This window comes from Bartonella sp. AP72JLCBS (assembly GCF_042195705.1).
GTDB lineage: Bacteria > Pseudomonadota > Alphaproteobacteria > Rhizobiales > Rhizobiaceae > Bartonella.
This window is the reverse complement of sequence record NZ_JBHIOU010000054.1, coordinates 1-2101: the sequence shown is the minus strand read 5'-3', so window position 1 is coordinate 2101 and position 2101 is coordinate 1. Positions and strand designations below refer to the sequence as shown.

4 protein-coding genes and 2 pseudogenes are annotated in these 2101 nt (G+C 38.9%); 2 read left to right on the top strand and 4 right to left on the bottom strand.

What is annotated here, in order from left to right:
- Together ACFILO_RS09250 and ACFILO_RS09245 are read left to right on the top strand one after the other, a co-directional pair.
- Nucleotides 1–234 (top strand): annotated as a pseudogene (locus ACFILO_RS09250) (integrase); the annotation flags it as partial.
- 207 nt (nt 235–441) lie between these two features.
- Complete coding sequence (locus ACFILO_RS09245) at nt 442–642, top strand: AlpA family transcriptional regulator (protein WP_015856172.1); 201 nt, start codon at nt 442–444, stop codon at nt 640–642.
- Between the two features lie 54 nt (nt 643–696).
- Here the strand turns inward: ACFILO_RS09245 and ACFILO_RS09240 are convergent, their stop codons facing one another.
- The 4 genes and pseudogenes from ACFILO_RS09240 to ACFILO_RS09225 form a co-directional block, all read right to left on the bottom strand.
- Entirely contained in the window at nt 697–1098 is a 402-nt protein-coding gene (locus ACFILO_RS09240; RefSeq protein ID WP_375637113.1) for a hypothetical protein, read from the bottom strand.
- Between the two features lie 66 nt (nt 1099–1164).
- Nucleotides 1165–1293, bottom strand: a complete 129-nt coding sequence (locus tag ACFILO_RS09235; RefSeq protein WP_375630430.1) for a hypothetical protein — start codon at nt 1291–1293, stop codon at nt 1165–1167.
- Nucleotides 1281–1685 (bottom strand): hypothetical protein, encoded by a 405-nt coding sequence (locus ACFILO_RS09230; RefSeq protein WP_375630432.1) that lies wholly within the window; start codon nt 1683–1685, stop codon nt 1281–1283. Before ACFILO_RS09230 ends, ACFILO_RS09235 begins: the two co-directional genes overlap by 13 nt.
- Nucleotides 1682–2101, bottom strand: a pseudogene (locus tag ACFILO_RS09225) (filamentous hemagglutinin); the annotation flags it as partial. The gene ACFILO_RS09230 and the pseudogene ACFILO_RS09225, both read right to left, overlap by 4 nt.

The window sequence follows — 2101 nt, the reverse complement described above, 5'->3', positions numbered from 1 at the left end:
TGTATGGCTCAATATATGAGAGACAATAAACTTGAAGCCTGCCCGCATGGTTTTCGCTCTAGTTTACGCGATTGGCTAGCAGAAACAACCGATGCCCCCTATGAGGTCGCTGAAACTATTCTAAGTCATACAGTAGGAGGACAAGTAGAGCGTGCCTATCGTCGGACTGATTATCTAGAGCAGCGCCGTGTCTATATGGATAAATGGGCGGCTTATGTCACGGGTCAAACCTAAAATATGGGGTGAATAACCCCATTATCTGTGGATAACTTTAGCTCTCTTCTCTCTCATTCTCTCTCAATAAGAGTCATAAATTATCACATCAGAAATTATATGATAAAATATTGTTTTCTATAAATAAAATACCTTCAAAAATGAACCAAAATGTGGTTAATAAATAGTTATGATTTGTTACCATTTTTTGATAGAAAGGATTTTAATATGACAGAAAATGATATTCTTTTAACAGACCGTGAAAGTGCAAAATTGCTTCATATGAGTGTCTCAACATTTCGCCGTCATGTAACTAATGGCTCTCTCCCAAAACCTTTAAAATTTGGTTTTTTATCGCGTTGGTTACAATCGGATCTTTTGAATGTAATCGAACAAGCAAAACAGCAACGTTATAACGACGCGGCATAAAAAGAAAACCTTGTCACATAAGGATGGACAAGGCTTTCTCTGCTGAAGCAAGACTTAAGGTTTGCATTCAAGTTGTTCTGAATGTTTTTTACAATAAGGGCTATTTAAGCGTCTCTCAACACTTCGCTGAGGCGTGATAGAACCACTAAGAGGATACACCGGAATCCTATCATCTTGACAATTTTCACACCACTTTCCATTTTCACTTCTATAGTGGAAGCCAGATTGAAGCATACAAGTATGAATTATTGCCCATTCACCGAAACCTAATCCACTATTTTCTGTATCGGCATTATAAGGAGTTGGCTTACCACACTCTAACAATGCTTTTGCTACTTCAGTAGAATCTGCATCTGGCTTTTGCCATATAACAAAGTATTTTGAAGGAGGCTTTGAGTCACATCCAGCGATACTTAACAAAGCCATGCAACTCAACAGTTTTAAGATTTTCTTCATTTTTCCCCTCTTTCAATGGATTTATTTACGATAAAACAGAGCTCATAAACCTGTTGATATTTCCTGTCACCGCTGCTTAAAACAACGGTGAACAATATTGAGATGATTGGTTGAGAAAACAATCGCGCCATTCCAAGCAAAAGCAAGGATAAGGGATTGTTGATCATCACCAATAGAAACACTTAAGGTTGGCATTTGCGACTATTTTTATATTTTTTACAAAAAGGGCTGTTTAAGCGCTTCTTGACACTGCGCTGTGGTATGACAGCACCTGGACGACAAATGGGAAGATCCTCGGCTTTATGATTTACACACCAAGTTCCCCCTCCCACTTTATCACGAAAACCTGATTGAATCATACAAGCTTCTATGGTTGCTATTGCATTGTAGCTGAGCTTTCTGCTTTCTGGATCAGTATCATAAGGGGTTGGCATTCCACATTCTAATAAGGCTTTTCCTACCTCAGTAAAATCAGTAACACCATTTTTCTCCCACGTAGCTATCTCTCCTGGAGGAGGTTTATCGATATTACATCCAGTTACACTCACCAAAACTATTCCACTTAATAACTTTAAAATGTATTTCATTTTTTACTCCTTGATTTACTTAAAGGAAATTGTTCACGATGAGATGTGCCATAAAACTTTTGGCATTTATAACCCACATCTCCAAGGCAAGTATGGGAACTTATGGGATTTGTAGCCACTCTCAACCATTCTGTCCAAACGTTACTGCCAGCAGGGAGTGTCCCGTAGGTATAGCCATTGCCGCCAATAATTCTGCTGACAAAGTCGTATCTATTCCCATCAAAGCCAACAATGGTTTGTTTGCCATCACTCACATAACCTAACAGACCGGATGCAACTAAAACATTAAAGGCTGGTCCATAGAGATTGATAGTCGTGTTTTCGTTGGCTATCCCGTGCACACCTTCTTGTTTGAAAGAATTCAGCATATTCCCCAATGTCATTGTCCCGCGACTATGTCCATAAAGTTCTAATCC

Bases quoted from the DNA above. Each gene is read 5' to 3' on its own strand.
- ACFILO_RS09245 (WP_015856172.1), top strand. From the start codon at position 442: ATGACAGAAAATGATATTCTTTTAACAGACCGTGAAAGTGCAAAATTG.
- ACFILO_RS09240 (WP_375637113.1), bottom strand. From the start codon at position 1,098: ATGAAGAAAATCTTAAAACTGTTGAGTTGCATGGCTTTGTTAAGTATC.
- ACFILO_RS09235 (WP_375630430.1), bottom strand. From the start codon at position 1,293: ATGCCAACCTTAAGTGTTTCTATTGGTGATGATCAACAATCCCTTATC.
- ACFILO_RS09230 (WP_375630432.1), bottom strand. From the start codon at position 1,685: ATGAAATACATTTTAAAGTTATTAAGTGGAATAGTTTTGGTGAGTGTA.